Here is a 26,220-nt window from a genome sequence, read left to right on the forward strand (position 1 = left end):
CCGGCATCGATTCCCTCCCGCGTGGCTTCGGTCACGGGGGTAGGGGGTCTTTGCCTGCTCCCTCCCTTAGATCGGGTTCTTGAAATTCAATCCAACACTTAGATCTGGCTCTGTCTCAGCAGGATATGCACCGCGAGCGCGAGCCGTGTTTTGTCGGCGCGGGGCTTCTGTCCACGTCGGCTGTATCTAGCTGGAACTGGCTGAAGATAGCTGGAATTGGTTGAAAATCGCTGTGTTTCGATTATGTTTACTTCGAGCAGGCAGGCGCCGGAACCACTCCGAGTTGCCCTACGGGGCGGCAGCACCCTTTGCGGTGTGAATCAGGAGCCGGGGGCCTGCCCATTCGTTTTCAGCGATGCTCATCGAAAAATGCGTACTGTCTGTCGTCAGCAGCGCATTTCTGCATACTAGGGACCGGCGTTACGCCGCAGTCTAGTATGATGCCATTTCGCTTCAGCAGCTTCTCACGAAGAAGCCTCCCGTAGGCCGGCTCGTAGTTGCCGTAGAGATTTGGCTCGACTGCAGAAAAGAAGGCGCTGGTGACGCAATCGGCAATTTGCAGACCTGCCCACTTGCTGTGATTCTCGACTGCAATGTTGTCGATATCAAGCACATTCCAGACGATGGATCTGACGGGCCGCATTACCTCGCGACCGTCCCTCATCAATTGCAGATAGTCGATCATGCTTTGGTAATTTGTTCCGCCGCGCCGGGAGAAAATAACGCGAAGCGAGCATCCGTCTGGGGATGCTTTGTGACAGGCTTGAGTGACTCTCTCAAGAAGCCACCTAATCAGATAGTTGTATAAATATCCCTTCTTTTTGAACGTATCCTCATACTTGGTGCCCGCAATTGTAACCTTGTGCGATAGCGTGACGCATACTCCTACAAGGAGTTTCGCGATTTCTTGGCATACAACGACCTTTTGGTCGTGCTTGAGTTCACGGAAATGCAGGTCTCTGGACTTCTTGGCGGGAAAGCGCCCGACAATTGCGTCTTTCCAGCCCGCCATGAGGACGTCGTTCTCTGCCGAGACGATGCAGGCGCCGAGTACCAGCCAGCGAGATTGTCCTCCCACTGCTCCGGAAGCGAGTTTGCCGAAACCTTCGTCTCCTGCCTCGTCAATGTACGCAATGTACCTGCTCACGCTCAGAGGCGCTCCTAGTGTTTATGAATGTGGCCCGCGGTAGATCTTGCTTCACCGTCCCCAGTACGGCGCGCGCCAGCCAGCCTTGATCGCCTCGCCCTCGTCGCAGAACCACCGTTCGCCGTTTTCGACGCTGACCTTGGTCCGGCTGTACCAAGGCGACCACGGCGCATGGTAGATCCGCTCGCCCTTGCGGTTGATGTTGCCCTTGATCGGGCAGCCTTCCGGGGCCTGCTGAGCAGCGACGTCCCAGCGGTTCTGACGGAACTCCCAGGGCGCCTCGGTCTCCTGCTCCCATACACCGACCGCCGCGGCGCGCGCCTCGTCCTCGGCGTCGACATAGTCCTCGGAATAGCGGCGGAAGGCCCAGGCCATTCCCTCCTTGACCATCAGGCGGCCGAGATCGAGGCCGGCGACTTTGCAGATCGCGAGAGTGCGGCCGTAGACGTCGAGCCCTCGATCGTCGCAGGTGACATCGCCCTCGGCGACGGCTTTCTCCATCTGGCGGATCGCCGCCTGGCCGCACTGCCAAGTTCCGCCGCCGGGCTTGCGGCAACTTTGGCCGGCCTCGGGCGCATCGATGCCGAATATGCGGATAGTCTTGCCGTCGACCTTCAGCGTGTCGCCGTCGATGACGTGCACTTCGGCCGCAAGGGCGGCGCCGGCGGTGATGACGCATGCGGCGAGCGCCGCGGCGATGGATCTGAGCATTCCTGAGGTCCCCCCGACCCTTCGCCTGTGACGCGTCAGCCCCCGGCGTCGCCCGTCTCGTCGAACCAATCCGGGATCGTCCCCAGTCGCACCAGAATGACCGGCTCGCCATAGTCGCCGGTGTCCGGATCGAGCGTCCGCGACCAGGCAATTGCGCCGGCGTGGCTGGTGGCCAGCATCTTCGCACGCTGCGTCGCCTGCGCGGCCGTCGGCATCTGCTGCGGCGGCTCGGCGGCGATCGTGTCCTCGTCATCGTCGAGGCGCTTGAAGACGACGACGACGTGGATAGTGGCTGGTGGTGTCATCAGTTTAACCGAAAGCTCAGGCCCAGCATCAGCGAGCCTTGGGGTTGGATCTCGGCGGAGACGGAATTCAGGAGAGTGGTCGCATCAGGCCGCGTCCCCGCGTATTGGAACTCGCCGCCCTTCTGGATGTAGTTGTCCGCCGACCATCTCGCGATCTCCGAGCCTGAGATGCTTCCGTTCTGCATCGCGATCTGGCCTCGAAGGGAGACCAGGAAACGTTCGCCGAACTTCCGTTCGATTGAGGTGAAAATCAGCGGCGACACTCGGACCGAATCTATGCTCACCTCTGAGCGCGCATCGCTGCCGTAGGCTTCCATGCCGCGTACATTCGATTGGTAGATATGAAAAATGCTGCCTCGGCTGTCTATGACGGAGGAAAGCTCGTACCGATCAACTGAAACGCCGCCGCCCAAGACAACGTTATAGTCCCCGGCCTTGACGCCATAGTGGACATCGAACTGGCCGAGGGGCTGATGCGAGAAACTCTGTGATCGGAAGTTGTCCAAGCCAACGCCGTCTGGAAGCGGCTCTCTGACCGTCAGGCTCGGCCAAGAGAACGATTGGTCTGAAGATTGTTCGCCGAATCTGGCGGCGATACTGGCCCCGATAAAGTGTGAGCCGAAATCGTTTCGGATTGTCGCTCCTACGCTTCCTGTCGCTATGGTGCCCAAGCGCTCCCATTCTTCGAAGTAGTGATGTTGCGCTTCTGGCGATGTCGCCACTCCGACGGCCCCGTCCAAATAGAGCTTGATCTCGCCGCTATGGCTCGCCAGTGGCTGCACCGCGAGCCCCACGGCGAGGGCTATTGCCCATCTGCGCATCATTCCATCCCCCCGGATGTGACCTTGTTGCGGTCAGATTGTGATGCCTTTGTTCCAGCACGACTGCTGAACGAGGAACGTTGCGGACTCTTGCCCGCCGACGCCGCCGAAGGTGAACGCTCCTGGCGCGCCTGACACGAGGTATGGTTGGTCGCCGATATAGGCCCCGAAGCTGTTCTTCCCATTCACGTAGCCGCAGACGTGCATCACGCCGCTACTGTCACGGACCGCGAACATGTTGCCGAAAACGGCCGAATACGGGTCTTTCATATGCAGGCGCACGCTGGCCTCGACAGCGGCCTTGTCCGCATCGGATAGCGTGATCGGCGTGCCGGCGTTTTGGTTGCTGGCGGACTGGCACCCTACCAAGAGAGCCGCGGCGACTGCCGCGGGCACGATACGAAGCATTCTTCTCCCCCCAGAGAATGCGGCACATGGGCCGCCGGTCTAGTCGACGGTGAATCTAGCGACATAGGCGCCGATGATGAAAACGTCGTCGGCCAGCACTTCGTAGGTGGTGTAATCCTTGTTGGCCGGGATCAGGCGGAGCTTCGGCGGCACCGAGCCTTGGACGTACTCGACCTGCTTGATCGTCTGGCCGTCCCCCTCCCAGAGGGCGAAGACGCCCGGCATTCTCGGGTTGCGCTTGGAGCGGTCGACGAGCACCACGTCGCCGTTGTTGATCAGCGGGTACATCGAGTTGCCCTCGCACTCGACGAAGTGCAACTGCTCGATCGGCGTGCTGACGCGCCGGCGAAGGACGGTCGTCGGGACTCGCCAGGTGTCGCTTACTGGAACGCCGATGACGCTGCTGCCGCCACCGATATCGATTTGGATCTGCTCGCCAGCGTCTCGAAGCCCCAGTCCAAGTGTCTCCGCCTGCGGAATCTCGTCAGGCGCGATGCCGACACGGCGGCCGTCCGATACTGCCCGCTGAACCGGCTCGAACTCTGGGTCTGGATCAAACTCGTGTCCGAGGGGCACGCGCTTCAGTTCGCCGGCGTGCTCATCAGGCGGCGACAGTAGCGGCGGGAACTCTCCGAAGAACTCCGCCATCTTAAGCAACTCGGCGGCCGTGATCTCCCGAGACTCCTTGCCGGGATCCGTGCTGGTCATCCGCGTAATGGCGGACGAGCCGACGCCTAGGCATTCGGCGAGCTTCTTCCGGGCGCCGTGCCCCTTCTTTTCGATCTGGCCTTCGAGCCAAGTTCTGAGGATTTCGCGAGAGTCCATATCGGCATTGTTGCGATGGCCGCAAAAACCGCTATCGCGAAGATCGCAAATTTCTCTTGACGGTAAATTGCGATTGTCGCAAATATAGTCGTCATGGAAAAGCATCTCGACCCAGCCCGTTCCGTCATCGCCAAGCTCGGCGGCCCTGAGGTCGTCCGAGGGATCACCGGCAAGAGCCTTACCCGCATCTATCGCTGGATGTACCCGGCGAGCAGGGGGGGCACCGAGGGTGTCATTCCGCATCTCGACGCTCGGAAGCTGCTGCAGTTCGCCCAGGCAAATGGCATCGAACTTGAGCCGCGCGACTTCTTCCCGGTTCTGACGGCAAAACGGTTTGACGAGGTGTGGGGCGAAGGCGGCCGGAGGCGAGACTCATGAAGCGCCTTTACACGGTCACCCGGCCGCCGCCGGAATGCCGCCGCCGCAACTGGCGGATCGCGACATCGATCGGATGCCCGGATGTCTCCGACGCGTCCTCGATCAGGCGCTCGACGGTCTCGGCATGTTCCCGGCCATCGAACTCGCAGCGCAGCCGGTCGAACACCGTCTCGCGCTCGACTGGCGGCATCCGCGCCAGCAGCTCCGCAATCGCTCGGTCCAGCACGTCGATCCGCGCGTCGATTTCAGCGTCGGTCATCCCAGCCTCCTGATCCGTCCTTGCACGGAACCTGCGCCCGGCAAGGCCGAGCGTCCATGAAAAGAACCGGGCCAGACTTTCATGACCATTGCTCGCATCTTCTCGAACCAGACCTATGAGCGCCTGAAGGGGGCAGCCCGTGATCTGATCGGTGCCGCTGGCGGACCACGCCGCTGCCAGGGCATCACCCGCGGCACGGAATCGCTCCTGTCCCGGTATGGCGCCCGGCAGGAAGAGGTCTTCGCGCCGATCGACGTCATCGCCGACCTTGAGAAGGACGCCGGCGAGCCGATCGTGACGCGGCTCCTCGCTGAGCTCTCTGGGCATCTCCTCGTCCCCATGCCCGTAGCGCAGAACACGACGCACTGGTTCGGCCATCTCTCCAGCGTGCTCACTGGCGGGTCGCAGGTCGAGGTCGCGCTCTCCGACGCGCTGGCCGACGGCCGGATCGACGTCGCCGAGGCCAAGGCGCTTCGAGCCAAGGTGCTCGAGGCGATGACGCAGATGGCCTCTCTCGGAACAGCACTCGACCACGCCATTGATGGAGCGAAGCGATGATGCACCGCTGCCCCTGCTGCCAGCATGAGTTCTCCGACCCGGAGCCGCCGGCCGGCCTGACGCGCGTCCAGGCGAAGGTTCTGAAGGCGATCGAAGCGCTCATCGCAAAGCGCGGCTTCTCGCCCTCCTACGACGACATCGCCTCGGCGACGGGCCTCCGATCGCGCGGCAGCGTCAACCGCGTGATCGTCGCTCTCCGTGAGCGCGGCTTCATCACCTTCCACCCCGGCCGTTCCCGGTCGATCGCCATCGTCCAGCAGAGGAGCGTGGCATGAGCAAGCCCTGGACGGAAGAGATGATCGATCGGCTGCGGGTGCTGGCGGCCAAGGGCGAGACGGCCTCGGCAATCGGGATGATCATGAGCCGCGAGTTCGGAACGAAGCTCACGCGCAACTCGATCATCGGCAAGATGCAACGGGCCGAGATCAGCTCGGCGAACTCTCGCAAGCCCAATCTAGAATGGACCCCGGCTCGCCTCGACAGGCTCCGCGTTCTGGCCAGCAAGGGCCTGTCGGTCGCGGAGCTCTCTGCCAAGCTGAGGTTCTGGTCGGCCAAGGCGATCCGCGAGAAGTGCCGGGCCGAGCGGATCAAGCTCAAGGCCCACAAGAAGCAGCTTCGGCCGAAGGTCGCCGCGCCGCCGATGGTGACGGACGAGGTACCGTTCCTGCCGCCGGCCGAGCTCGTGGTCGAGTATGTGCCGACGGGCGGGGCGCCGAAGTCCTTCCTCGAGGCTGGCCAGTTCGAGTGCCAGTACATCCTCCCCGGTCAGGGCGATAAGCCGGCGCCGGAGCGCTTGGTTTGCGCCAACCCGGTGAATTTCGGCTCCCGCTTCAGGTTCTGCGCTGCGTGCGGTGAACGTCTGACGACCCGGGCCACCGTCGTGCGGATCAGGGAGCCCAAGCCGAACGGAGCGCGGCCCGGTCGGAAGCGTTCGGTGCTGTCGGGGGCGCTGCTGTGAGCGAACCCATCCAGAAGGACGCCCACATCTGGGCCCGTCATCCCGAGGACTGGTACGTCGAGCCGGAATGGTGCTCGCGCCGACTATTCGAGGTCGAGCACTTCGAGGGTGCGATCTACGATCCAGCTTGTGGATGCGGCCGCATTGTCCGTTCAGCGATCGAGGCCGGGTATATGGCCAAGGGCAACGACATCGTCGCCCGCGCCGGCGGCGCCGACCCGCGACATCTCGCAGACTTCCGGGGCAACAACTCCCGGAGCGACAACATCGTCAGCAATCCGCCGTTCGGTATCGCCGACGCGTTCGCTGCCCGCGCGCTGGACTTGGCTATCGGGAAGGTCGCGCTGCTCCTGCCGACGAAGTGGATGAACGCCGCCGGCCGCGGCGCCTGGCTCGAGAAGACGCCGCTCGCTCGCGTTCACCTGCTGAGCCCGCGCCCGTCGATGCCGCCGGGCCCGGTAATCGAAGCGGGCATCAAGCCCGGCAATGGCACTACCGACTTCGCATGGTTCGTCTGGGAGCGCGGTTATCTCGGCCGGCCGGAGATCCGCTTCCTGAGGCGCGACCGGGAGAGCCCCTGATGCTCAACCGCGCCGAAGCCTACTTCCGCGACCGCCGTCGCATCAAAACCCGCCTCTTAGCCATCCACGAAAGGACGACCCCGATGTCTGCCGTCTCGACCCCGAAAGAGCACAACCAGGTTCCGCCCGAGGCGATCGTCGCCGTCCAGCTTTCCCAGATCCGGCGCGCTCAGGAGGAAGCCGCCTCGGCGCAGGGCACGGCGCGCGCGGCACTCTCCAAGGCCGAAGGGAAGGGGATCAACCTCGCCGCTGCCAAGCGCGCGCTGAAGATCCTCAAGTCGGGCAAGGCCGAGGAATTCACGGCCGAGATGCAGGAGCTGCTCCGCTACCTCAACATCCTCGGCGTCGGCATCCAGAAGTCGCAGCTCGACCTGTTCGAGACGGCAACCACGCTGGCGCCGATCGACGAGAAGGCGTTCGAGGATGGCCTGCGCGCCGGGCGCCTCGGTGAAGCGCCGGACAATCCGCACGACCTTTCCACGGCGGCCGGCCAACAGTGGCTCACTGGTCATCACAAGGGCTCCGAAGAGCGCCGGCTCGTGCTCGCCATGCAGGCGGAGGAGGAGAGCGAGACCGAAGTGCTCGACGCCGATGATGTCGACGACGATCAGGCCGATCTCGAAGATGACGCGCCGTTCGGCGAGGACCTGCCCGAAGCCGGCTTGGCTTCCTGACCATGACGCGCGCCCTGTCCACCTATGGGTCGGAAGAGCGCGATGCTGTCGCGCAAGAGCTCAGCAAGGCCGGCTATCCGTTTGAGCTCGTCATCACGGGCAAGCATCCGCGATTCGTCGCTGACTTCGACGGTGTCGAGAAGACGTTCATCGTTGCGGGAAGCAGCGGCGATCGGCGGTCCTGGCTCAATGCCCGGGCCTACGTGCGGCGGGTGATCCGCCGCCACAAGGAAGAGCAAGCCGAGGCGGTCGCAAGTTTGGCGACCGAGACCGCCCCGGCCTCATCCCGAAACCAACATGGAAACGAGACGATGACGGGTAACACGCAAGGTGGCTCGGTGCGAGTGGTGGAGTTCCGCGGCTCGAAGATCGAGACGGTGGAGGTCGAAGGGAAACCGCACGCGGCGTTGAAGCCGATTGTCGAGGGGATGGGGCTGGACTGGAACGGACAGCTTCAGCGGATCAAGCGTGATGCGGTTCTCGGCGCAACCATGTGCGTGACACACATGGTTGCCACTGACGGAAAGAGCCGAGAGACGACTACTCTCCCGCTCAAGATGCTCAACGGCTTCCTCTTCGGCATCGACGCCAGCCGCGTGCGAACCGATATCCGCGATGCGGTCATCGCCTACCAGCGGGAATGCTACGACGCCTTGGCCGCCTATTGGACCGACGGCGTCGCGGTACGCGGTGAACATGGCGTTCTCGAACTCGACGACGCTTCCCGCGCCGCGATCGGCGGCATCGTGAAGAAGGTTTTCATCAAGCAGACCGAGGACCTTCGAGCGGGCATGGAGCTCGTGATGGAGGAGGCTTCGGCACTTCGCCGCGATGTCGAGCAGCTCCGCGTCGTCCGCCCTGTCGCCTCGTGGGATCTCGCGGGCACCGTCACTGCCAGGGATATCATGGACTTGGCAGGCATCCCGAAGGATGGTCGGGTTCGTGGCACCACCGGCGGCGTCATCACCCGCGCCATGAAAGACTTCTGCCTTCGACACGGCTATCTCGCGGACCGGACGCCCGAGAACATCGATGCCGATCGCCGCTGGCGGTTCCCGCGCGAGGCAGCGATGGCTTGGCTGAACGGTCCCACACTCGGCAGCGAGATCATCCGCAACCATATCCAGCGGCAGCGCGCCAAACGCGGAACCGTGAAGGGGCAAGCCATTCTAGTCCTCGTTCCTGAATCGAGCGGAGCGCCAGCATGAACTTCCTCGGTCTCGATCTCTCCTCCGCCAATACCGGTTGGACGCTCATCGAAGAGATGGGCGAGGGGCGGACGCCGCGGATCACCTGCGGCTCGTTCCCGTGCCGAGGGGACGACTACGACGACAACGTCCGCGCGCTGTCCGATCACCTCTATGAGCTCCTGATGAGCTTCCGTGAACGAGGCGTCCGGGTTGACCTCGCCGGGGTCGAAGAACCCCTCCGGGCCCTGCCGAAGCGGAAGAAGGTCGTCAGCGACGGTCTGTTCGCCAGCCGCACCGTCGAGGAGCTCGCGTCCAACCCTCACACCATGCTTGTGCTGCCGGCGATGTCCGGCGGCGCCTTGGTGATGCTGCACCGGTTCAAGATCCGCGCGATGCTGGTGAACGTTGCGAAATGGCGGATGCTCTGCATCGGCCGAGCCTATGCACCACGCGGCACGCCGGAGAAGGAGAAGAACGGCTGGGCCAAGCGCGAGGTCCGGAAATGGGCTGCGGACCTCGGCCTCCGCTACGGCTTCGTCGTCAAGAACAGCGACCAGTCCGATTCCGTTGGCATCGCCGTCTACACGGCCGTCGAGGGCAACTCGATGGACGTTCGGAAGATGCTCGCCAGCCGGAGGGTCGCGGCGTGAGCCTTCCGCAGAACCTCGAGGCCGAGCAGCACGTCCTCGGCTCGATCCTCGCTAACAACGCCTGCTTCGATCGGGTGTCGTCGATCCTCGCGCCCGATGACTTCTTCGAACCGGTGCACCGCCATCTCTACCAGACGATGGCCGACATGATCGGCGCCGGCTCGGTTGCCAGCCCCGTCACCATGAAGGGGGCGGTTTCTGACGATCACCGGGTCGGCGAGCTTTCGGGCATGCGCTATGTCGTCCGGCTCTTCGCCGAGTTCGCGATGCCCTACGCCATCGTCGATCTTGCCACAGCGGTGAAGGACGCCGCAGTCCGGCGAGAGCTTGTTCTGGCGGCCGAGCGGATCCACGAATGGGCATCGCTCTTCCAGCCGGGCGCCAAGACCGAGGATCTGGTCGCCGAGTGCGAGAAGCTGTTCTCCGACGCGATCGGCAAGGGCAGGGCGGCCGACGACGGCGATGCGGCCGTCGGTGCGATCGAGGAGATCAGTCTCGCGCATCAGCGCCAGAAGAGCGCGGCCGTGCCGTGGTTCATCGGCGAGGCGCAGCAGGTGCTCGGCGACGATCTCGAGTTCGGTTGGCTGGTCGGCCTGCTCGCCGATTCCGGCGGCGGCAAGACGAGCTTCGCGCTGCAACAGGCCTATCACGCGATGGAGGCCGGCTATCCCGTCCTGTTCCTCTCCGGGGATCAGAAGCCGACTGAGGTCTACAAGCAGATCGCCTCGCAGCGCGCATCGGTGCAGTCGAACGATCTCCGCAAGGGCAGGGCGAGCGATGCCGAGCTCGAATCCGTGATCAACCTGCTCAACCAGATGCGGGACAAGCCCTTCGAGGTCCGCAAGATGGGCCGGCCGACGACGGCCGAGATCTCCATGTGGGTCCGTGCCTTCAATCGGAAGTTCGGCAAGGGGCTGGTCATCATCGATCATGCCAAGCGCGTCAGCTTCACAGATCGCCGGACCATGCTGGCCGAGGGCGTCAACCAGGTCTACGGCGACCTCAAGGCCCTCATGCAGGAGACCGAGAACGCGGGCATCCTGCTGATGCAGCGGAACAGCGACGGGCAGGGCAGGGACAATCCGCGTCCGGTTCGGGGGGACGCATACGGCGGCGCCGGCGCGCTGGAGAACCTGGACGGCCTGATCGCCCTCTACGTCGAAGAGCAGTGGATCGACCACATGCTGTCGACAGCGCGCACCGACAAGCGCAAGTCCGACGTCGAGGCCCGGCGAGAGTTCGTCGCCGGCAAGGCCGAGCTCGTCGGGCTCAAGGCCCGCTTCGCCGAGGGCGGCATTCGAAAGGTGATCAAGCGCGAGGCCCGGTTCACCCGCTTCTCCTCGCTGGTCGAGGACTGGCGCGATCAGGGGACGATGCTGTGAAGGTCGTGACCAGCCCCGAGACGATCCACGCCGCCATGGATGCCGCCAGGAAGCAGGCGATCGCCGACTGCGCCCGGATCGCGCGGGACTATGCCGACAGCCGGAACCGTGCCGGCGTGGTCGACCGCGCAGCCGCCGCCAAGCTCAAGGCCGCCATCGACATCGCCCACAAGATCGAGAAGCTGGGGGCGCGCTGACTTGTCGAAGATCGATCGTCTCTGCGATCAACTCGGCATCAAGATCGTCCCGTACAGGAAGCGGCGGCGGCCTCGGCAGACCCATGCCCGCCAGGTGATGCGCCGAATCGTCCTGAAGCACGGTGAGAGCCATCTCATCTTCGTGCTGCGCGCCATCCTCTGGTCGCGGAACAACACCGCCGAACTCTGGTCCGAAACGATCCTGGCGGTCTCTGACATCGTTCTCGACTTCCCCGAATGGGCAGACGCGCGCGCCGGCGACTTCATGGGCGCCTTCGACACCATCGAACTCGCGGAGATCCGCCGCCAAGCCCTGACCGGCCGCCGGTTCTCCAAGCGGAGCCGGATCTACACCCTCCTCGTCATGGCTCTCCGCGATGCCCTGACCCCAGAGCAGCAAGGGAGCCTCCTATGACCTGGACCGCATTGCTCGTCCGAGAACGCCTCGTCGAGGCAGCCGACACCATGCTGCACCTGCAGGTCGAGCGTGTGGGCCCGAGCCAGCCCCGCGGCCTGTGGCCGGTCTACGCCAGGGAGCACAAGGACGCCTATGGCTACGGTCAGGTGCAGGTGCGCTACATCCCGGACGCCGCGGCCATCTCCCGGGCCGACGAGGCCCGGGCATGGATCAACGCGCTCGTCGACGAGGACAAGGCCCGCCAGATCATCTGGGCCCGGGCATCATGCGAGGCGGGGAAGCGCTCATTCGCTGGCTGGTGCCGCAAAAGCCGCGTTGCTCGCAGGTCGGCCTACCGCCTGACCGACCTTATCCACGAGAGGGTTGCGCTAAGTCTCTGTAAGGCCTCAATAAACTTGCGCTACCCCGACTATGGACGGGTGGCACAACATGAGGGCATAGGAGGGGGGCAAATCGATAGCCTGTCGATTTCTGCGTCGCCACGCTCCTTCATGGAGGATGACGCCAGGCCGATCGATGTTCCCGAGGCCCGGGATATGAGCTGGGCCGAGCAGCAAGCAGAGCGGCGCCGCAAAATCCTCGCTCGGTATGAGCAGTCTGCGACGTGATCGCGTGGAGCGTACGAATTGATTGGGGCCGGCCTCCGCTAAGGCCGGCTCCAATATCAATCACCATGACCGGATGGTCAGCAGCTTAGTCAATTCCGACAGGCCGAGTTCACGCCCGATGAGTTTGGCCCGCATGGGCTCAAATTCAGCGATCATGTTCCGGTAGAGGGAGATACGGGGCATATGTGAGTTCAAGCTCCGCCCCTTGAAGCGCTCGAAGCGGTTCAGTTTTTCAATCAGGAACCTGGCGATACTCAGCATCTCGGCTTCGTTGTTGCCATCGAAGCCGATGAACGATGGGGGGTGGCCGATATCCGGGAGAGACGTCAGCTTAGCCTTTTCGGTCTCGCTCAGGGATTCGTATCCCTCCTCGATGAAAGACCACATGTCCAAGGTGTCGACCACCAGGTTCAGTGCCGCTTGGCTATCAGTGTGGCGGTGGAGAACCCCGGACATCTCCCAGGGCAGTGCCCAGAAGTGGCCGCCCAAGATGGCGCCCTGGATAAGGTCGACGTCGTGCTTGTCGTGACCTTTCTGGAGCTTCAGGATCTCAGAGAGCATCCAGAGTTGGAGCCGCTCAGGTGGGGTCGGGTCGAATTCGTAAGTCTTGCTGCTGCCGACCCCAACTTGGTCGAGCGACTGTTCGATCAAGCGGCGGATCGCCTCGGAACGCGAGGGGACGTCCTCTCGTGATGAACGCCAAAGATCCACCCGCTCCAATATGTCTTCGCTCAGTCTCATCTCAAAACGCTCTGTCTTAGCCATAAGGGCTCCTTTTGTCGCCAATCATCCGTATCGTACGGGTGATGTACGTATATGTCGTGTCTGTTACGGCGAAGTCAAGGCATGTCGGTTCGCTTGAATGGCCCCTATCAAAAACCAGAGGCATGAGACTTTTGCTCAGGCACTTGCTCGGGGGCTAACGGCCGACGAGGCCTACGCTCACGCCGGCTACTCGCCAAATCGTGGCAATGCCACGCGCTTGAAAGCAAATGACAGCGTCAGGAAGCGGGTGTCTGAGCTGCAGGGCAGGGTGGCCGAAAAGGCAGCGTGGAGCGCCTCCGAGCGCATGAAGAGCCTGCAGGCCATCCATGACGCCCAGGTCGAGAAAGACCCGCGTACGGCCATCGCTGCCATCGCGGAAGCCAACAAAATGGACGGGTCGTACAAGCCGACCAAGCTGCTGCACTCCGGTGCCATCGGCTCCTACGACCTAACCAAGGTGACGGATGACGATCTCGACCGCCTCGAGGCCATCCTCGGCCCGCTTGCCGACACTGGCGGAGATCCGGGCGGAGCGGAGGCGTAGGGAAGCAGAGCGAGAGCGGGATCGGGTCAAGCGGGACGCCGAGGCCATCCGGGCCCGGTGCCAGACGCTGGCCGGGTTCATCCGCGAGGCATGGCACGTCGTCGAGCCCAGCTCGGACTATGTCCACGGCTGGCACCTGGACGCCATCTGCGATCATCTGCAGGCGGTCACCGACGGCCGGATCAATCGTCTGCTGATCAACGTGCCGCCCGGCACCATGAAATCGCTGCTGACATCGGTTCTGTGGCCGGCGTGGGAATGGGGGCCGATGGGGCGCCCGTCGCTCCGCTACCTGACCAGCAGCTACACGGAAAAGTACGTCAAGCGCGACAGCCGCCGGATGCGCGACCTGGTGCAGTCTGAGTGGTATCGGTCGCTGTGGCCCGAGGTTGAACTCGTCAGGGCAGGCGAGGCGTCATTCGCCAACACCAAGACCGGGTTTCGCGAGGGCGTGCCGTTCGCGTCCCTCACCGGCGGCCGCGGCGATCGGGTCATCATCGATGATCCCCATTCGACCGAGACAGCGGAGAGCGAGGCCGAGCGGCTGAATACGACCCGGATCTTCCGGGAATCGGTGCCGACCCGCCTGAACGACCCAAAGACCTCGGCCATCATCGTCATCATGCAGCGTCTGCACGAGGACGATGTCTCCGGCCAGATCGCCAAGCTCGGCCTCGGCTATGAGCACCTGATGCTGCCGATGGAGTTCGAGCCGGAGTGCCGGTGCCGGACGTCGATCGGGTTCGTGGATCCGCGCGCCTATGAAGGCGAGCTACTGTTTCCCGAGCGCTTCCCCCGCGAGGTGGTCGAGCGCGACAAGATCCCGATGGGCTCCTATGCCGTCGCTGGACAATTCCAGCAGCGCCCGATGCCGCGCGAGGGTGGCCTGTTCAAGCGGTCCTGGTTCGCCGGGAAGATGATCCGCCAGGCGCCGACGGGCACGAAGTGGGTTCGGCATTGGGATCTGGCCGCGACCTCCGCCAAGCGGAAGGTCAAGGGTCAGGCAGCAACCGCCGGCGTCAAGCTCGGCCGCGCGCCCGATGGCTCATTCATCGTCGGTCACGTCGTCCGGGTTCTCGAGGAGGGCGCCGACGTTCGTCGGACGATCAAGGCTACGGCCGAGGCGGACGGCAAAGGCGTCTCGATCAGCCTGCCTCAAGACCCCGGCCAGGCCGGCAAGGTGCAGGCCAAGGACATGGTGCTCATGCTGGCCGGTTGGACCGTTCACGCTGAGCCGGAGAGCGGCGACAAGATCACCCGAGCCGAACCGTTCTCCGCCCAGTGCGAGGCAGGCAATGTCTTCCTGGTCGAGGGCGATTGGAATGAGGCCTACCTCGACGAGCTCTGCCTGTTTCCAAGCGGCAGCGCCAAAGACCAGGTCGACGCCTCCTCAGGCGCCTTCGGCCGCCTCGTTACAGCAAGGTCCAGCACCGCCGCGGTGGTCGAGACAGGGTTCTATTGATGGCATTCGACCCGACGACCAAGCATCCACTCTATGAGGCGTTCGCACCATCGTGGCGGCTCCTCCGCGACGCGATGGATGGCGAGGACGCGATAAAGGCGCGCGGCGAGGCCTATCTGCCGGAGAAATCGGGCACGCGGGCAATCGCGGATCCTGTCCTGCGGAAGGTGGCCTATGACGCGTACAAGCTGCGTGCTGAATTCCCGGAGCTCGTTGCGCCGACGGTGCGGGGGGCTGTCGGGGTGATGCTGGACCAGCCGGCCGCGATCGAGCTGCCAGCCGTGCTGGAGCCTCTCCGTGAGAAGGCCACCCGCGACGGACTGACGCTCGAGGGGCTGCACCGGCGCATCGCAATCGAACTCATTACCGTCGGCCGCTATGGCGTACTGCCGGGTGTCTCCGATGCGGGCGCGCCCTATCTCGCCGGTTATGTCGCGGAATCGATTCTCAACTGGGACGCGACCAACGACGAGACGGACTTCCTCGTTCTCGACGAGACCGGCCTGGTCCGAAATCGCGAGACCGGGGCGTGGGAGACGGCCGAGGTCTATCTCGAATGCTTCCTGCAGGACGGCGCTTACACGGCTCGCCGCTGGACGAAGAGCTCGTCGGGTTGGGTGGCTGCGGAAGAGGTCGTCGCGCAGGATCGCAAACGCCGGGCTCTCGACAGCCTGCCGTTCGTTTTCATCGGCGCCAATGACCTGACGGCCGCGCCGGACGATGTCCCGCTGTACGGGCTCGCCAAGCTCGCGGTGAGGGTCTATCGGCTCGATGCCGACTACACCTTCGCACTGCACATGACGTCGGAGCCAACACCAGTCGCGATCGGGTTTGACGATCCGGTGGAGGCGGCCAACAGTGGGAAGGCCCCGACGACGCTCGGAAGCTCCAAGCTCTGGCTCCTCCCGGTCGGCGGCGACGCTAAGTATCTCGAGTTCTCGGGCCCGGGGCTCGATGCGCAGTCAAAGGCCATCCAGGATGCGCTGAGCCGGGCCGTGGTCTTCGGTGCGCAGATCCTCTCCGACACCCAGCGGACGGCCGAGAGTGGCGAGGCCATCCGCCTCCGCCTGGGCAACCAGACATCGACGCTGAAGACGATCGCGCTCAACAGCGCGGCCGGCCTCGAAAAGGCGTTGAAAAACCTCGCAGTATGGATGGGCGCGAACCCGGATGACGTGAAGGTCACGCCGGTGACCGACTTCTTCGATCATGCCATTTCGGCCCAGGACATCACCGCGCTCGTCGCCGGCTGGCAGGCTGGGGCTTATTCTTGGCGCACGATGTTCGACCGCTTCCAGCGCGGCGAGCTTATCCCGGTCGATCGAACTGCCGAAGACGAACTTGGTCTCATTGACCAGGACGATTTGGAGCGCGCCCCCAGCGCCGATGATGCCGCGGCACTGACGCCGCCAACCGCCAAGTAGGCGGAACCCAGCCCGCGAGCCGGGCGTCCCACCTAGGAGAGCTGCCCGATGGGCCTCAAGAGCGTCTACGCGTCCGTGGATGACATCCCGGACGGCCAGAAGGATTTCTACAAGGAGGAGGGCGACAAGTTCATCCTCGACGTCGAGGGCATCGACGATCACCCCAAGGTTCGCGGTGTCATTACGGCAAATCGCGCCAACGTCGCCAAGCGCGACGAGTTCAAGGCGAAGGTGGCTGAGCTGGAGGCCAAGCTCGCCGAGATCCCCGACGGCTTCGATGCGGAGGAGTACCTAGCTCTCAAGGCAGCGGCCGGCGATCCCGACGATCCGAACAAGAAGAAGATCGCCGACGAGCACATCCAGTCCCAGAAGGCCCTCTACGAGCAGCGTATCGCCAACCTGACCAAAAAGCACGAATCCGATCTTGCCGATCGTGACGCCGCAATCGCCGAGCGTGACGGCTACATCGACCGATCGCTTGTCGAGGCCGGGCTTAAGGATTCCCTCCTGGAAGTCGGCGTCGACCCCGACCTGCTCGACGGCGCCTTGGCCTATCTCAAGCCGTCGGTGAAGGTTCAGCGAGCCGATGACGGCAACCGCAAGGCCATCGTCGAGACCGACCTCGGCGAGATCGACGTGAAGTCCTTCGTGAAGGACTGGTCGCAGTCCAAGGGCAAGGCATTCCTCGGCAAGCCGACCGGGCCGGATGCGCAGGGCAACAACCGAGGCGGCCGCGGGACGAAGCTCCCGCCGGGTGATTTCGGCGGCTCGAAAGAGGACCGACAGAAGGCCATTACGTCTAGGTTCCCGGAACTGGCTCAGGGCTAGTTCCGACAAGGCTGCCCTCGATGGGGTGCAGCACGGCGCGAGGCGCCAAGACCGCCGTTAGCGGCACCCCAATTCTCACAATCCACACATCACGAGGTTAGCCATGTCCCTGTCTCAGATGCAGGTCTTCAACAAGTACTTCATGCCGGCCACGATCGAGACGCTGGCGCAGATGGTCGACAAGTTCAACGCGGCCTCCGGCGGCGCTATCCGCCTGACGACCGAGGGTTTCGAAGGCGACTTCCTCCAGGAGTCGTTCTATGCGGCCATTCATTCGGCGCAGCGTCGCGTCGATCGCTACGCCGCGCAGGCGGCGGCCCCGCCGACCGACCTGACCCAGCTCAAGCATTCGACCGTTAAGGTCGCCGGCGGCTTCGGCCCCGTTCGGTTCGAGCCGTCGCAGATGACCTGGCTGAACAAGCCGACGGCCGAGGGCATCGAGGTCGCGTCCCGCAACTTCGCCGAGGCGCTGCTCCGCGATCAGCTCAACACGGCCATCGCAGCGCTCGTCGCCGCCATCTCCAACCAGGGCGCGGCCACCACCGTCGATGTGTCGGCCACGAAGAAGATCGACTATGCGACGGTCAACGACAGTCATGCGCTGTTCGGCGATCATTCGCCCAATCTGGCGGCTCAGGTCATGGACGGCGTCAGCTACCATGCTTTCGTCGGCGCCAATTTGGCGAACACGGAAAACCTGTTCCAGTCGGGCAACGTCCGTGTCGTGGACATCCTCAGTCGGACAGTGGTGGTGACCGATGCGCCGGCCCTCTACAGCGCGGCGGTGGCCGACCCGGTGACGCCGGCCAAGCGCCGGGTACTCTCGCTCGTCCCGAACGCCGCGACCGTCTCCGACAGCCGCGACATCATCTCGAACATCGAGACCAGCAACGGTCAGACCCGGATCGAGACGACCCTCCAGATCGACTACACGTTCGGTCTGGGGCTCAAGGGGTACACCTGGGATGAGGGCAACGGCGGCAAGTCGCCGACCGATGTCGAACTCGGCACGGGTTCCAACTGGGACAAGATCGCGTCCAGCATCAAGCACACCGCCGGCGTTCTCGCCATCGGCCAGGCCTGATCGAGAGGGGCGGGGAAACCTCGCCCCTTCCCATCCTCCCGGAGAGAACCATGTCGAAAAAGCCGAAGATCATCTACGAGCCGCATCCGGTGACGCCCGAGCGGAAGGCCGAACTGCGCGGGCAGGGTTACACGATCGTCGATGCTGTGTTCGCGCCGGCGGGAGCGAAGATCGTCGACACGGAGCAATTGCGTGACGATGGCCCGACTGTGGCTGAGTATGTGGCTGCCGGCTATCCGGCCGCGACCTATCCGCCGAAGGGATACGCTTCGCGCAGCACACCCGAGGAAATTGCACAGGCTGTGGCCGCACAGGCTGGCGCTGGCAATTCTGGCGCCTCCGACGCCGAGTTGACGGACGACGAGCTTCGCGCCGCGATCGAGGCTGCGTCCGGCAAGGCGCCCCATCACAAGGCTGGCCGCGCCAAGCTGCTCGAGCTGTATGCGGCGCTGGCCGGAGCTAGCGCCTGATCATGGCCAACTACGGCGACCTCCCGGCCGCGCTCGCCTATCACACGGCTCGGCTCAATGCCGCCTGGTCGGCAACGGGCGTCACGGATGATCAGCGCGCCGCAGCCCTTGTCCGCGCCAGTGCCGTACTCGATGGCCGCTATGGCATCCGCTACCCTGGCCGGAAGGCTGGGGGCAGGAGGCAAGCGCTCGGGTGGCCGCGCATCGAGGCGGAAGACACAGCCGGCGAGGCAATCGCCGCTGACGAGATTCCGACTGAGATCCTGAATGCCGCTTTCGAAATGGCGCTCGCCGAACTGACGTCGCCGGGCTCGCTGTCGCCTTCGGTCACGCCCGGTCAGGTCAAGGTTCGGGCGCGTGTTGAGGGCGCCGTCGACGTCACCTATGCGGGCGGCGGTAGCGTGGCCTCACAGCGGCCGACGCTGACGATCGTGGACGATATCCTAACCGGCCTGCTTTCTCGGTCCAGCGGCGCCTCTGTCGATCTGCTGAGGGTCTGATCGTGGGCTTCTACGACGAGATGCAGGCCGTCGCCTCTGGCCTTCTGGCCGAGTTCAAGCAGGGTGCCGTGACGCTGATCCGGGTCGTGCCGGGCGTGCCTGATCCTGCAACACCCTGGCTCCCGGGCGCGCCGACGGAAACGACCTACGTGCTCGATGCCACGGTCGCCCGGGTGGCCGAGAAGTATTTCGACGGTGCCCTGATCCTCTCCACGGACAACCAGGTGATCTTCGCTGCGCCAGCCATCGAACCTGAGCTTTCTGATCGGCTGGTGATCGACGGGACGGTGCACACCATGAAGGACATCCGCCCGATCCCGGCCGCCGGAACGCCGGTCGCCTATATCGCCTTCGTGGCAGGGTGAGCCGTGGCTCGACGCACTGATCGGGAGATCATCGAGGCGCTGCTCGAAACGCACGAGGCCGTCGTCAAGAAGGCGTTTCTCGACGCCATCGCCGACATCGTGAACGCGGTCGTTCTCCGCACCGTTGTCGAGCGCTTGGAGAACGGCGACATCGACGGCGCGCTTGCGGCGCTGCAACTGGACGCGGTGGCCTTCGCAAGGCTCGAGCTGGCCTTATCGGACGCCTACAACGGCGGCGGCCTGGCCACCGTCGGGACCATGCCGAAGGTCACCGACCCGCAAGGGCACCGCGTCGTCTTCCGCTTCTCGGTCCGCAATCCGGCCGCTGAGGCTTGGCTGCGCGACCATTCTTCGGAGCTGGTGACACGGGTCGTCGAGGATCAGCGCGTCGCGATCCGCTTGGCGCTCTCGGAGGGACTGGAACGGGGGCAGAACCCTCGCGCGACTGCCCTTGAGGTCGTGGGGCGCGTCAACCGGGCTACAGGGCAGCGCGAGGGCGGGACCATAGGCCTGACGGCTGCTCAGGAGCGCTACGTCGCTCGGGCCCGTCAGGAGCTTCTTTCCGGCGATCCCACGCAGCTTCGGGCCTACCTCGATCGCGAGCGGCGCGACAAGCGCTTCGACCGGACGGTGCTCGCCGCCATCCGGTCGGGCAAGCCGCTGCCCGCCGATGCGGTCGCCCGGATGCTCGCGCGCTATGCTGATCGCCTGCTCGACCTGCGCGGAGAAATGCTGGCGCGGACGGAGACGATGATCGCGCTCGGCAAGAGCCGTGATGATGCCATCCGGCAGCAGATCGAGGCCGGCAAGATCCGGGAGGAGGACGTCACAAAAATCTGGCGCTCCGCCGGCGACAATCGCGTCCGGCACACGCACCGCAGCCTGAACGGAAAGAGCGTGCCGCTCGATGGCGCCTTTCATTCGGTGTCGGGCGCGGTGCTGCGGTTCCCCGGTGACCCGCAGGCGCCGATCGCCGAAATCTCCGGCTGCCGCTGCCGGGTCGAGTATAAGATCGACTATTTCGCGGAGTTGGTTGAGCGCCTCCGGGAGACCGCCTGATGGCGAACCTCTCATTCGCGGCGCAGGTCGCGGACTGGGTTCGGAAGGTCGAAGGGGCGGAGGAGCGCGTCTTCAAGGAGGCTTCGCAGGAGCTCGCCAGCCGCGCGCAAACAACGCGCGCTGAGGGCGGCCGCATGCGTGTCGACACGGGCTTCCTGCGGGCGTCGCTGATGGCCTCGACCGCCTCCATGCCGCCGATCCGCGCAACCGCAAAGCCTGTCGCGGGCCAGACCTACGCTTACGATGCTGGCGCGATCGAGGCTGTCATCGCCGGCGCCGATCTCGGAGACACGATCTATCTGGGATACACGGCCGCCTATGCGGCTCATCGCGAGTACGGCGCGCGCGGGCAGGGCCCGGATGCGTTCGTTCGAACTGCCGCACAGCAGTGGTCGCAGATCGTCGACGAGAAGGCCGCGGAGCTTAAGGGACGTCTAGCCCTCTGATGCCCTCGACCTGGTCCTCGCCCTTCTCGGATGCGACCAGAAGGGCCAGCGCCAGGCCGGAAAGGGCCTGCCGAGCGGCCTTCAGGGCTGTGTCAGCCCGAACCGATCCGCCGGGTGCGTTGCCGAGGGCTCGGCGCGCCTCCGTCAGAAGATCATGGGCCTGATTGTCGCTGAGCGGCTTCATCAGACAAGGAATATCGCGGAATGCCGAGCACGGAAAGCACGATCGAGACCGCGCTGTTCTCGCGCGTGGCTGGCTTGGCGATGACGCGCGCGCTGCCGGTCGCGTGGCCGAACGTCGGATTTGCGAAGCCGGCCGGCGGGTATCTGCGGGCGACGCACATCCCGAACGCCAGCCGCCGGCTGTTTCTCGCGTCGAACGCGCCGCATCAGCGGCTCGGCCTGGTGCAGGTTGATGTCTTCGTGCCGAAGAACCAGGGCGCATCCGGCGCGACGGAGATCGCAGGACAGGTCGCGCAACACTTCCCGGCCGACCTGCCTATGCGCGCGGATGGGCTCACCGTGAGGGTCACCAAGGCGCCGGATATCGGTCCCGCGCTCGCCGACGACACGCACTGGCAAGTGCCGGTGACCATTCGATACGAGGCATTCGCCTGATCTTCCCGGCTTGACCGGGCAATTCGCCCTCGCCACGGCGGGGCTTTTCTCTCTGCCATGAAAGGAGAACCGACGTGGCGAACACGAACAAGGGCCGCAAGGTCTATTTCTGCACCACGCCGCAGCCGGCCAATCTCGACCAGAGCCAGTTCGAGGCCCTGACCTGGACCGAAGTCGGCAACGTCGGCTCCGTCGGAGAGTCCGGCATGAACACCAACGTCGTCAGCTATGACGAGCTCGCGACCGAGGTCACGCAGAAGCAGAAGGGCATCTCCAACGCGGGCGATCCGACGATCGAGTGCGCGCGCAATCCGACCGATGCCGGTCAAATAGCACTGCGCGCGGCGGCGGCCACCAAGTTCTTCTACGCTGTCAAGTTCGAAGACCTCGACGCCCCGGACGCAAACCACACGAACACGGTCTACTACAACCGCGGCCTGGTCGCTGGTCCGACCCGACCCAACGGCCGGAACGAAGACTTCATCCTCGAAGTGTTCACCCTCGGTCTGATCCAGCGCGAAATCGTGGTGAACCCGCAGTCGCTCGTCGCACCGCTCAACACGCTGCTCCCCTCGATCGCCGGCGTTCTCACTCAGGGCTCGACCCTCACCGCGATTCCCGGCCGGTGGTTGGGCGAGCCGTCATTCACCTATCAGTGGAAGCGTGACGGCGCGAACATCTCGGGCGCCACCGGCGCCACCTACACGCTGGCCGCCGCCGACGCCACGGAGTCGATCTCGGTTGCGGTCACGGGCACCAACAGCGCCGGCAACGCCACGGCGACCTCGGCCGCGACCGCCGCGGTGACCTAAGCGGGCCCGCGTTGCCCGTCATCCCCTCCAATCGGAACACCATCCATGGACATTCTGGCTATCCAGCCGACCACGATCACCGTCGACATCAAGCACCCGGCGACCGGGGCGTCGATCGGCCTGCAGATCGAGTGCGTCAGCCTCGAGGATGACCGGGTGAAGGCCGTCGAGCGCGCGATCAAGAACAAGGCGCTCCGCGGTGGCCGCAACGTGATGACCGCTGAGCGCATCGAGGACAACACGGTCGACCTGCTCACGGCGGCGATCGTTGGCTGGACCTGGGCCGACGGCCTGTCGCTGGGCGACCTCAAGAGCCCGCCGCTCAACAAGGTGAATGTCGGCAAGGCGCTGGCGCTGCCTTGGCTGGCCAAGCAGGTCGACACCGCGCTCGGAGACGAGGCCGGTTTTTTCTCGAGCTAGGCCGGCAGCTGGCGGCCCACATCGGCGCGGTGGTCCGGCAGAACTTCGTCGATGAGAACGGCGAGACCCGGCGGCAGCGGTTGGAACGGTTTGGCCTCCCTGTCGCCGAGATCGAGCTGCTTCCTGACGAGGTCCGCTATCTGCCGGAGTGGTTCTGGGATCTCAATTCCTGCAGAGCCTCTGGGCTGAATGGGCCGCAGCCTCTTTCAATGACGGAGCTCTCCAACTGGATCGTCCTCACGGGGACGCTCGTCCGGCGGGAGGAGATCGCCGTCATCCGTGAAATGGACGCCGCCTATCTCGCCGCCGTGGCGCGCGAGCAGGAAGAGATGGCCGATCGAACGCGGCCGCGAAAGGGATCATGACATGGCCGACATCGCGACGCTCGGCCTGGCCGTGGACAGTTCCGGCGTCCAGAAGGGCGCCAAGGATCTCAATGATCTCACAAACTCGGCGAAAAAGGCCGAGGGTGCGTCCGGTGTGCTCAAGGCTGCGTTCGCGCGTCTCGAAGCCGCTCTCGCGTCCATTGAGCACGCTGTCCGAGGGGTTGAGACGGCGGTACTTGGAATGGGACGCGGTGTGTCGACCGCCGAGAGGAAGGTGGTGACCCTTTCTACGTCCTCCGGGGCGGCCAGCGCGCGGTTCCAGGAATTGGGTGTCACAGGAGCGAAGGTCTCCGTCACCTTCGGCGAAATTGGCCGCCAGGCTGCGCAAGCTGCCGTCGCCATCGACCGGCACGAGACGGCAGCAATCGGTGCGGCGGGTGCTTCGCGAAACCTCGCGGGCGCATTGAACACCGAGGCTGCTGCTGCGACGAAAGCGACAGCGGCCGTTCGGGCCCACGCGGCGGCCGCTAACGACAATGTCGCCATGGCCGGCAAGTTCAACACGGCCAACATCGCTGCCCAGTTCCAGGACATCGCCGTTTCGGCGCAGATGGGTATGGGCGCCATGCAGATCGGCCTGCAGCAGGGCACGCAGCTTGCTGCGGTCATCTCCACGATGGACAAGCCGTTGCACGGTCTGGCGGCGGCCTTCGCCTCGGTGTTCTCGCCCGTAGGTTTGCTGGTGATCAGCCTGACCGCGCTGGCGGCCGCTGGACTGCAGATGGTGGACTGGGCGCAACTCGGCGCGTCCCTGCTGCGTGTGCTGGCAGGCGCTATCCAGCCGATCGCGCCCTATGCAACGACCGCAGCGGCTGGACTGGCGCTGCTCTATGCGCCCTCGATCGTGAGTGGGATCGTGTCGCTCATCGGACTGATGGCGCGCCTGGCGGTCACAGCTGTGACGGCGGCCGCGGCGATGGCAGCCGCCAACCCGGGCGCCGCAATCGTCCTCGGCATCGTCGCGGCGGTCGCCGCCGCCAACATCTTCCGCGACGAGCTTACTCGGATCTTCGGCGTCGATATCGTCGGCATCGCCAAGACGGCAGCGAACTACGTCCTGAACTCGTTCACGGCCGCCTACGAGGACCTGAAATTCATCTGGAGCAACTTCGGCGACATCATGGGCTCGGCGGTCATCGGCGGCGTCAATCTCGCGATCGATGCGATCAACGGCCTGATCTCGGGCGCGGGCGCCGGCATCGATTGGCTGATCGACAAGATCAATGCGATCCCGGGCGTCGATGTTGCGAAGATCGGGAACGGTATGCAGCTGGACCGGCTGGCGAACCCCGCAGCGGATCGGCTGGCTTCGGCCAATTCAGTGCACCGTGCCAACATCGAAGGCATCATGTCGCGGGACACGTTGGGCAACTTCGGGGCCGGTATCGCGGCGGGAGCCTCGGCGGCGACGGCTAAGCTGAAGGAACTGGCAGCAGGTCTGACGGCCGTCGACGAGAAGACCAAGAAGCGGCGCGGGAAGACGGACGGAGAGAAGTTCGAGGACATCGTCCGCGATGCCGACGCACGGATCGCGTCACTGCGGGCCGAGCAGGCGGGCCTCGGCCTGACGGCAGAAGCCGCTGCCTCACTGCGATACGAGCAGGAACTACTGAACCGGGCCACTCAGGCCGGCCTCTCGCTCGATCCGGCACAGGTCTCGATCTTGAAGGACAAGGCCGCGGCCATGGCCTCTCTCGAGGCGGAGACGAGCCGCCTCCGGGATGCCTACGATTTCACGAAGGGCACATTCCAAGGCTTCTTCCAGGACATCCGATCTGGCGTAGCTGAAGGCAAGGGCTTCTTTTTCTCGCTGGCCGATGCAGCCCTCAACGCCCTCGACCGCATCAGCCAGAAGCTCGTGGACATGGCCACGGACCAGCTGTTCAACAGCCTCTGGGGCAACCTGTCGGGCGTGATCGGCAGCGCGTTCGGCGGCGGCATGGTCGGTACTGGCGGCCTGTTCGCCAGCGGCGCGGCGTTCTCCGGCGGCAACGTGGTTCCCTTCGCCAGCGGTGGAGTCGTCAGCCGCGCCACTACCTTTCCAATGGCGAGTGGTCGGACGGGCGTGATGGGCGAGGCCGGGCCGGAAGCGATCATGCCGCTGCGCCGTCTCCCCGGCGGCCGGCTCGGCGTCGAGAGCTCTGGCTCGGGGCAGGGCGGCAACGTCATCACCTTCGCGTCGCGTACTACCATCACCGTGCAGGGCAATGCCGGCGAGGACACGCTCGCCAGGCTGAAGGCAGAGATGGACCGCCGTGACAAACAATGGGAGACCCGACTTCCCGACATGCTGATGACGGCGAAGCGCGATCGGAGGCTGGCGAATTTCTGATGCCCAGCTTCGAACTTATGAGCACTCTGGTCGTGACGGGGATAGCGTTCTCACTCGACTATGGGCAGGAGACGTCTGGCCAAGCCGGCGGACAGGTGAGGGTCAAGGATCTGCGCTCGCCAATTTGGCGGATGAAGGTTGATTGCTCGGCTCTTACCGTCGATCGGCTCCGTCGGGTGCGTGCGATTGTCGGCGGGCTCGGCGGGTCAATGGGCAGCTTCTATGCTTGGGACCCGGGCGCCCAGTTCCCGGAGGCCGATCCCGAGGGAGCTCTGCTTGGGACCGCGGATGTTCAGATCGCCGCACTAGGCCCGACTGCGGGCGGTCTCACTTTAAAGGGCTTGCCTGGGGGCTATGTGATCTCGACTGGCGACATGCTGTCGTTTGACTTCGGGATCGGTCGCCGGGCCCTTCATCAGGTCGTGGCTGGCGCAGTGGCCAGCGGAGCCGGCATGGCGTCGGAGTTGATCGTTCATCCGCCCTTACGCCAAGGCGCTACAATCAATACGTCGGTAGCTCTGAAACAGCCATCGGGCGAGTTCAGGATCTTGCCTGGTAGCTTGAACCTCAGTGCCGAAGGAATGGCAGCAAAAGTCGGGTTCGACGCCGTGCAGGTAGTCTAGGGGCGCTCTAGG

The 26,220-nt window shown here is 64.6% G+C and carries 35 protein-coding genes and 1 pseudogene; 28 read left to right on the forward strand and 8 right to left on the reverse strand.

Going from position 1 to position 26,220, the window contains the following annotated elements:
- Positions 1-349: 349 nt before the first annotated feature.
- The 6 genes from G539_RS26470 to G539_RS25955 are packed head-to-tail and all read right to left on the reverse strand — an operon-like array spanning position 350 to position 4,322.
- Positions 350-1,147 (reverse strand): DUF3800 domain-containing protein, encoded by a 798-nt coding sequence (locus G539_RS26470; protein WP_169516600.1) that lies wholly within the window; start codon positions 1,145-1,147, stop codon positions 350-352.
- Between the two features lie 51 nt (positions 1,148-1,198).
- The gene (locus G539_RS0100925; RefSeq protein ID WP_035829783.1) at positions 1,199-1,858 is read right to left on the reverse strand and encodes a thermonuclease family protein; all 660 of its coding nucleotides are present in this window, start codon (positions 1,856-1,858) and stop codon (positions 1,199-1,201) included.
- 35 nt (positions 1,859-1,893) lie between these two features.
- Entirely contained in the window at positions 1,894-2,163 is a 270-nt protein-coding gene (locus tag G539_RS0100930) for a hypothetical protein (protein ID WP_035829786.1), read from the reverse strand.
- Positions 2,163-2,987, reverse strand: a complete 825-nt coding sequence (locus G539_RS0100935) for a hypothetical protein (RefSeq protein WP_029073548.1) — start codon at positions 2,985-2,987, stop codon at positions 2,163-2,165. The genes G539_RS0100930 and G539_RS0100935 overlap by 1 nt, the downstream gene beginning before the upstream one ends.
- A gap of 30 nt (positions 2,988-3,017) precedes the next feature.
- Positions 3,018-3,392, reverse strand: a complete 375-nt coding sequence (locus tag G539_RS23180) for a hypothetical protein (RefSeq protein WP_051230968.1) — start codon at positions 3,390-3,392, stop codon at positions 3,018-3,020.
- A gap of 39 nt (positions 3,393-3,431) precedes the next feature.
- A complete protein-coding gene (locus G539_RS25955) occupies positions 3,432-4,322 on the reverse strand; it encodes a S24 family peptidase (protein ID WP_156911716.1) in 891 nt (296 codons plus the stop codon).
- Between G539_RS25955 and G539_RS23190 the strand changes: the two genes are divergently transcribed.
- A complete protein-coding gene (locus tag G539_RS23190; protein ID WP_210162767.1) occupies positions 4,311-4,595 on the forward strand; it encodes a hypothetical protein in 285 nt (94 codons plus the stop codon). The genes G539_RS25955 and G539_RS23190 overlap by 12 nt on opposite strands.
- Before the next feature lie 7 nt (positions 4,596-4,602).
- Here the strand turns inward: G539_RS23190 and G539_RS0100955 are convergent, their stop codons facing one another.
- Complete coding sequence (locus G539_RS0100955) at positions 4,603-4,854, reverse strand: hypothetical protein (protein ID WP_029073550.1); 252 nt, start codon at positions 4,852-4,854, stop codon at positions 4,603-4,605.
- An 81-nt stretch (positions 4,855-4,935) separates the two neighbouring features.
- Between G539_RS0100955 and G539_RS25960 the strand changes: the two genes are divergently transcribed.
- From G539_RS25960 to G539_RS27725, 11 genes and pseudogenes are all read left to right on the forward strand, one after another.
- Positions 4,936-5,412, forward strand: a complete 477-nt coding sequence (locus G539_RS25960; RefSeq protein WP_051230970.1) for a phage regulatory CII family protein — start codon at positions 4,936-4,938, stop codon at positions 5,410-5,412.
- Positions 5,409-5,687, forward strand: a complete 279-nt coding sequence (locus G539_RS0100965; RefSeq protein WP_029073551.1) for a LexA family protein — start codon at positions 5,409-5,411, stop codon at positions 5,685-5,687. Before G539_RS25960 ends, G539_RS0100965 begins: the two co-directional genes overlap by 4 nt.
- Positions 5,684-6,370 (forward strand): hypothetical protein, encoded by a 687-nt coding sequence (locus G539_RS0100970; protein ID WP_029073552.1) that lies wholly within the window; start codon positions 5,684-5,686, stop codon positions 6,368-6,370. The genes G539_RS0100965 and G539_RS0100970 overlap by 4 nt, the downstream gene beginning before the upstream one ends.
- On the forward strand, positions 6,367-6,951 hold the full coding sequence (locus G539_RS0100975; RefSeq protein ID WP_029073553.1) for a hypothetical protein: 585 nt from the start codon (positions 6,367-6,369) through the stop codon (positions 6,949-6,951). Before G539_RS0100970 ends, G539_RS0100975 begins: the two co-directional genes overlap by 4 nt.
- Positions 6,951-7,625, forward strand: coding sequence for a hypothetical protein (locus G539_RS25965; RefSeq protein ID WP_051230973.1), 675 nt, complete (start codon positions 6,951-6,953; stop codon positions 7,623-7,625). Before G539_RS0100975 ends, G539_RS25965 begins: the two co-directional genes overlap by 1 nt.
- A gap of 2 nt (positions 7,626-7,627) precedes the next feature.
- Positions 7,628-8,833, forward strand: coding sequence for a phage antirepressor N-terminal domain-containing protein (locus G539_RS25970; protein ID WP_051230975.1), 1,206 nt, complete (start codon positions 7,628-7,630; stop codon positions 8,831-8,833).
- Positions 8,830-9,465 (forward strand): hypothetical protein, encoded by a 636-nt coding sequence (locus G539_RS27265; protein WP_029073554.1) that lies wholly within the window; start codon positions 8,830-8,832, stop codon positions 9,463-9,465. Before G539_RS25970 ends, G539_RS27265 begins: the two co-directional genes overlap by 4 nt.
- On the forward strand, positions 9,462-10,847 hold the full coding sequence (locus tag G539_RS0100995; RefSeq protein WP_029073555.1) for a replicative DNA helicase: 1,386 nt from the start codon (positions 9,462-9,464) through the stop codon (positions 10,845-10,847). Before G539_RS27265 ends, G539_RS0100995 begins: the two co-directional genes overlap by 4 nt.
- Entirely contained in the window at positions 10,844-11,044 is a 201-nt protein-coding gene (locus G539_RS0101000) for a hypothetical protein (protein ID WP_029073556.1), read from the forward strand. The genes G539_RS0100995 and G539_RS0101000 overlap by 4 nt, the downstream gene beginning before the upstream one ends.
- A 1-nt stretch (position 11,045) precedes the next feature.
- Complete coding sequence (locus G539_RS23210; RefSeq protein WP_051230977.1) at positions 11,046-11,459, forward strand: hypothetical protein; 414 nt, start codon at positions 11,046-11,048, stop codon at positions 11,457-11,459.
- Positions 11,460-11,509: 50 nt separating this feature from the next.
- Positions 11,510-11,725, forward strand: a pseudogene (locus G539_RS27725) (DUF6362 family protein); the annotation flags it as partial.
- Between the two features lie 405 nt (positions 11,726-12,130).
- Here G539_RS27725 and G539_RS23220 read toward each other — a convergent pair.
- Positions 12,131-12,835 (reverse strand): YfbU family protein, encoded by a 705-nt coding sequence (locus G539_RS23220; RefSeq protein WP_035829788.1) that lies wholly within the window; start codon positions 12,833-12,835, stop codon positions 12,131-12,133.
- A gap of 97 nt (positions 12,836-12,932) precedes the next feature.
- On the opposite strand from G539_RS23220, the gene G539_RS25975 reads away from it, so the two are divergent.
- The 16 genes from G539_RS25975 to G539_RS0101115 all read left to right on the forward strand — a co-directional run bounded on the left by G539_RS25975 (position 12,933) and on the right by G539_RS0101115 (position 26,208).
- Positions 12,933-13,379: a terminase small subunit gene (locus tag G539_RS25975; protein WP_029073557.1), complete on the forward strand. Its 447-nt coding sequence runs from the start codon at positions 12,933-12,935 to the stop codon at positions 13,377-13,379.
- Positions 13,300-14,841, forward strand: coding sequence for a phage terminase large subunit (terL, locus tag G539_RS23230; RefSeq protein WP_210162768.1), 1,542 nt, complete (start codon positions 13,300-13,302; stop codon positions 14,839-14,841). The genes G539_RS25975 and terL overlap by 80 nt, the downstream gene beginning before the upstream one ends.
- Positions 14,841-16,265: a DUF4055 domain-containing protein gene (locus G539_RS0101030; RefSeq protein WP_029073558.1), complete on the forward strand. Its 1,425-nt coding sequence runs from the start codon at positions 14,841-14,843 to the stop codon at positions 16,263-16,265. Before terL ends, G539_RS0101030 begins: the two co-directional genes overlap by 1 nt.
- Before the next feature lie 48 nt (positions 16,266-16,313).
- Positions 16,314-17,093 carry a hypothetical protein gene (locus tag G539_RS0101035; protein WP_029073559.1) on the forward strand — a complete coding sequence of 260 codons (780 nt, stop codon included), beginning with the start codon at positions 16,314-16,316 and terminating at the stop codon, positions 17,091-17,093.
- 103 nt (positions 17,094-17,196) lie between these two features.
- A complete protein-coding gene (locus G539_RS0101040; protein ID WP_029073560.1) occupies positions 17,197-18,177 on the forward strand; it encodes a major capsid protein in 981 nt (326 codons plus the stop codon).
- 50 nt (positions 18,178-18,227) lie between these two features.
- Complete coding sequence (locus G539_RS25980) at positions 18,228-18,647, forward strand: hypothetical protein (RefSeq protein ID WP_051230981.1); 420 nt, start codon at positions 18,228-18,230, stop codon at positions 18,645-18,647.
- A 2-nt stretch (positions 18,648-18,649) separates the two neighbouring features.
- Positions 18,650-19,147, forward strand: coding sequence for a DnaT-like ssDNA-binding protein (locus tag G539_RS23240; protein ID WP_035829792.1), 498 nt, complete (start codon positions 18,650-18,652; stop codon positions 19,145-19,147).
- A gap of 2 nt (positions 19,148-19,149) precedes the next feature.
- Positions 19,150-19,512 (forward strand): hypothetical protein, encoded by a 363-nt coding sequence (locus G539_RS0101065; RefSeq protein WP_029073562.1) that lies wholly within the window; start codon positions 19,150-19,152, stop codon positions 19,510-19,512.
- 3 nt (positions 19,513-19,515) lie between these two features.
- Positions 19,516-20,571, forward strand: a complete 1,056-nt coding sequence (locus G539_RS0101070) for a phage minor head protein (protein ID WP_029073563.1) — start codon at positions 19,516-19,518, stop codon at positions 20,569-20,571.
- The gene (locus G539_RS0101075; RefSeq protein WP_029073564.1) at positions 20,571-21,017 is read left to right on the forward strand and encodes a hypothetical protein; all 447 of its coding nucleotides are present in this window, start codon (positions 20,571-20,573) and stop codon (positions 21,015-21,017) included. Before G539_RS0101070 ends, G539_RS0101075 begins: the two co-directional genes overlap by 1 nt.
- 204 nt (positions 21,018-21,221) lie before the next feature.
- Positions 21,222-21,635 carry a DUF4128 domain-containing protein gene (locus tag G539_RS0101085; protein WP_029073566.1) on the forward strand — a complete coding sequence of 138 codons (414 nt, stop codon included), beginning with the start codon at positions 21,222-21,224 and terminating at the stop codon, positions 21,633-21,635.
- Between the two features lie 74 nt (positions 21,636-21,709).
- Positions 21,710-22,447, forward strand: a complete 738-nt coding sequence (locus G539_RS27365; protein ID WP_210162769.1) for a hypothetical protein — start codon at positions 21,710-21,712, stop codon at positions 22,445-22,447.
- A 45-nt stretch (positions 22,448-22,492) separates the two neighbouring features.
- Positions 22,493-22,867, forward strand: a complete 375-nt coding sequence (locus G539_RS0101100; RefSeq protein ID WP_029073567.1) for a hypothetical protein — start codon at positions 22,493-22,495, stop codon at positions 22,865-22,867.
- A 29-nt stretch (positions 22,868-22,896) separates the two neighbouring features.
- On the forward strand, positions 22,897-23,232 hold the full coding sequence (locus tag G539_RS23250; protein WP_035829794.1) for a phage tail assembly chaperone: 336 nt from the start codon (positions 22,897-22,899) through the stop codon (positions 23,230-23,232).
- A 1-nt stretch (position 23,233) separates the two neighbouring features.
- Complete coding sequence (locus G539_RS23255; protein WP_156911720.1) at positions 23,234-25,585, forward strand: phage tail length tape measure family protein; 2,352 nt, start codon at positions 23,234-23,236, stop codon at positions 25,583-25,585.
- Entirely contained in the window at positions 25,585-26,208 is a 624-nt protein-coding gene (locus G539_RS0101115) for a hypothetical protein (protein WP_029073569.1), read from the forward strand. The genes G539_RS23255 and G539_RS0101115 overlap by 1 nt, the downstream gene beginning before the upstream one ends.
- Positions 26,209-26,220: the final 12 nt, after the last annotated feature.

This window comes from Kaistia adipata DSM 17808, from assembly GCF_000423225.1.
Taxonomy (GTDB): domain Bacteria; phylum Pseudomonadota; class Alphaproteobacteria; order Rhizobiales; family Kaistiaceae; genus Kaistia; species Kaistia adipata.

Bases quoted from the DNA above. Each gene is read 5' to 3' on its own strand.
- G539_RS25975 (WP_029073557.1), top strand. From the start codon at position 12,933: ATGGCCCCTATCAAAAACCAGAGGCATGAGACTTTTGCTCAGGCACTT.
- G539_RS0101085 (WP_029073566.1), top strand. From the start codon at position 21,222: ATGCCGAGCACGGAAAGCACGATCGAGACCGCGCTGTTCTCGCGCGTG.
- G539_RS27265 (WP_029073554.1), top strand. From the start codon at position 8,830: ATGAACTTCCTCGGTCTCGATCTCTCCTCCGCCAATACCGGTTGGACG.
- G539_RS0100970 (WP_029073552.1), top strand. From the start codon at position 5,684: ATGAGCAAGCCCTGGACGGAAGAGATGATCGATCGGCTGCGGGTGCTG.
- G539_RS25970 (WP_051230975.1), top strand. From the start codon at position 7,628: ATGACGCGCGCCCTGTCCACCTATGGGTCGGAAGAGCGCGATGCTGTC.
- G539_RS0100955 (WP_029073550.1), bottom strand. From the start codon at position 4,854: ATGACCGACGCTGAAATCGACGCGCGGATCGACGTGCTGGACCGAGCG.
- G539_RS0101030 (WP_029073558.1), top strand. From the start codon at position 14,841: ATGGCATTCGACCCGACGACCAAGCATCCACTCTATGAGGCGTTCGCA.
- G539_RS0101115 (WP_029073569.1), top strand. From the start codon at position 25,585: ATGCCCAGCTTCGAACTTATGAGCACTCTGGTCGTGACGGGGATAGCG.
- G539_RS0100925 (WP_035829783.1), bottom strand. From the start codon at position 1,858: ATGCTCAGATCCATCGCCGCGGCGCTCGCCGCATGCGTCATCACCGCC.
- G539_RS0101100 (WP_029073567.1), top strand. From the start codon at position 22,493: ATGGACATTCTGGCTATCCAGCCGACCACGATCACCGTCGACATCAAG.
- G539_RS25980 (WP_051230981.1), top strand. From the start codon at position 18,228: ATGTCGAAAAAGCCGAAGATCATCTACGAGCCGCATCCGGTGACGCCC.
- G539_RS0101075 (WP_029073564.1), top strand. From the start codon at position 20,571: ATGGCGAACCTCTCATTCGCGGCGCAGGTCGCGGACTGGGTTCGGAAG.
- G539_RS0101040 (WP_029073560.1), top strand. From the start codon at position 17,197: ATGTCCCTGTCTCAGATGCAGGTCTTCAACAAGTACTTCATGCCGGCC.
- G539_RS25960 (WP_051230970.1), top strand. From the start codon at position 4,936: ATGACCATTGCTCGCATCTTCTCGAACCAGACCTATGAGCGCCTGAAG.
- G539_RS0100930 (WP_035829786.1), bottom strand. From the start codon at position 2,163: ATGACACCACCAGCCACTATCCACGTCGTCGTCGTCTTCAAGCGCCTC.
- terL (WP_210162768.1), top strand. From the start codon at position 13,300: ATGACGATCTCGACCGCCTCGAGGCCATCCTCGGCCCGCTTGCCGACA.
- G539_RS0100935 (WP_029073548.1), bottom strand. From the start codon at position 2,987: ATGATGCGCAGATGGGCAATAGCCCTCGCCGTGGGGCTCGCGGTGCAG.
- G539_RS23240 (WP_035829792.1), top strand. From the start codon at position 18,650: ATGGCCAACTACGGCGACCTCCCGGCCGCGCTCGCCTATCACACGGCT.
- G539_RS25965 (WP_051230973.1), top strand. From the start codon at position 6,951: ATGCTCAACCGCGCCGAAGCCTACTTCCGCGACCGCCGTCGCATCAAA.
- G539_RS25955 (WP_156911716.1), bottom strand. From the start codon at position 4,322: ATGCTTTTCCATGACGACTATATTTGCGACAATCGCAATTTACCGTCA.
- G539_RS0100965 (WP_029073551.1), top strand. From the start codon at position 5,409: ATGATGCACCGCTGCCCCTGCTGCCAGCATGAGTTCTCCGACCCGGAG.
- G539_RS23255 (WP_156911720.1), top strand. From the start codon at position 23,234: ATGGCCGACATCGCGACGCTCGGCCTGGCCGTGGACAGTTCCGGCGTC.
- G539_RS23190 (WP_210162767.1), top strand. From the start codon at position 4,311: ATGGAAAAGCATCTCGACCCAGCCCGTTCCGTCATCGCCAAGCTCGGC.
- G539_RS23220 (WP_035829788.1), bottom strand. From the start codon at position 12,835: ATGGCTAAGACAGAGCGTTTTGAGATGAGACTGAGCGAAGACATATTG.
- G539_RS23180 (WP_051230968.1), bottom strand. From the start codon at position 3,392: ATGCTTCGTATCGTGCCCGCGGCAGTCGCCGCGGCTCTCTTGGTAGGG.
- G539_RS0101035 (WP_029073559.1), top strand. From the start codon at position 16,314: ATGGGCCTCAAGAGCGTCTACGCGTCCGTGGATGACATCCCGGACGGC.